We start from the raw sequence: 1,401 nt of genomic DNA on the forward strand, positions 1-1,401 counted from the left end.
CGTAACGGCCGTTCCAACTCACAGACCGTAGATGAACTGTGCTGTCCCCGAAGGGCTTTCCGACCGATTCCCCCGTCGCAGCATCACCCTTTTGAATTCCTTCCGTAGCTTGCGTGAAAAACCACTTGCCATCTCCACTGAACAGGCCGTCCTCCCCCGGAAGGTCGACCACCTTCTCAAGCCATGGCTTGGTGATGAGCGCCGTGAGCAAGGGGCCAATTCCCGGCTTCTCCGAGAGGTTCTGTGCGGCAAGAATCTTGCTGAACGCTTCTAATTCGCCGCCGGGATGAGCAGTGAACAGCATCAACTGTCCCCGTGCGCTCAACCGTTCAGCAAGCGCCTCGTTGAGACTCTTCTCGGCATTGTCTTTGGACCGGCGCGCATCCCAGGCGAAGTAGGACGCCATCAAACACACCACCGCAAGTGCGGCTGAGAACCACTTCAGTTTCCGTCCAGCCCGCCGCTCACGATCGAGCTCCGCACGATGCCGCGCAGCCTCTTCCTCATACGCACGCTTCTCTTGTTCCACACGGGCCGCTGCATCTGCCTTCTCTTCCTCCACCCGCCGCCGGTCACGGTGTTCACGAACTGTGCGCGTGAGCACGTCGTGTGTCAGTTCGATCCGTTGCGCGCCATGGTATTCCGCAAGCCGCACCAGGCGTGAGTCGATCAGATGGTCGAGTTCCTCCTCAGTCAGGCGTGAAGGCACAGCGTCTTCAAGGGCGTAAAAGTCCCGGAATCCCGTTTCGGTTATCAACTCTGACTCGATGAACTCTGCGACTTTTGGCCGCATGTCGTGCACGCAGTTCGAGTAGTAGTTGGACAGCGTCCGACGCCCATGCTCTTCGATGAGTGCCTCGTCAAACTGGTCGTGCCCGCGCTGTTTGCGAACTTCGTTCAGCTCCCGGCAGACCAAGCTCAGCAGTGCGGGTTCGACCTCGGCCAGGCGCCGCCGCTCAGCGGCAAAGCCTACGCCCGGCGATACAGCGTCGCGGTCAGGATGCAGATCTGGCGTGCCAGCGCCTCGGTCATCAGGTCTGCGGCCGGCCCGTATACCGCATCGAATGCTTCGTTTTCCCGCAACGGCAGAAGTCGCATCCGGGAGCGTCCCAGCCCGGGAATGAGCCGACACCACTCGTCGAGGTGGGGGAGGTAGTCCTCGCGGAGGGTGATCAGCAACTTGAAGTTGCGTGACCGCAGGTTGAATCGACCCGCCACAACCTCGCCGGTTTTGATCCGGGCTGCCAGATCGGCGGGGATTCGATTCTCGGCCAGGTCACCGAGGTCATTCCGGAACGCGTCGACGCGGTCCGGAAATCGCTCGCCCAACGTGAACAGCTCTTCGAACTGATCCAGGACAATCACCGGCGTAAGCGGATAGTTCCGTGCACTCCATAGTTC

At 60.5% G+C, this 1,401-nt stretch carries 1 protein-coding gene; it reads right to left on the reverse strand.

Features of this window, described 5'->3' with window-relative positions; genetic code table 11:
• Positions 1-969 precede the first annotated feature (969 nt).
• Positions 970-1,401 (reverse strand): nSTAND1 domain-containing NTPase (locus ACWGPE_RS18670; protein WP_452049259.1); only part of this gene is annotated, 432 nt, incomplete at its 5' end.

The organism is Agromyces sp. NPDC055658, assembly GCF_053618155.1.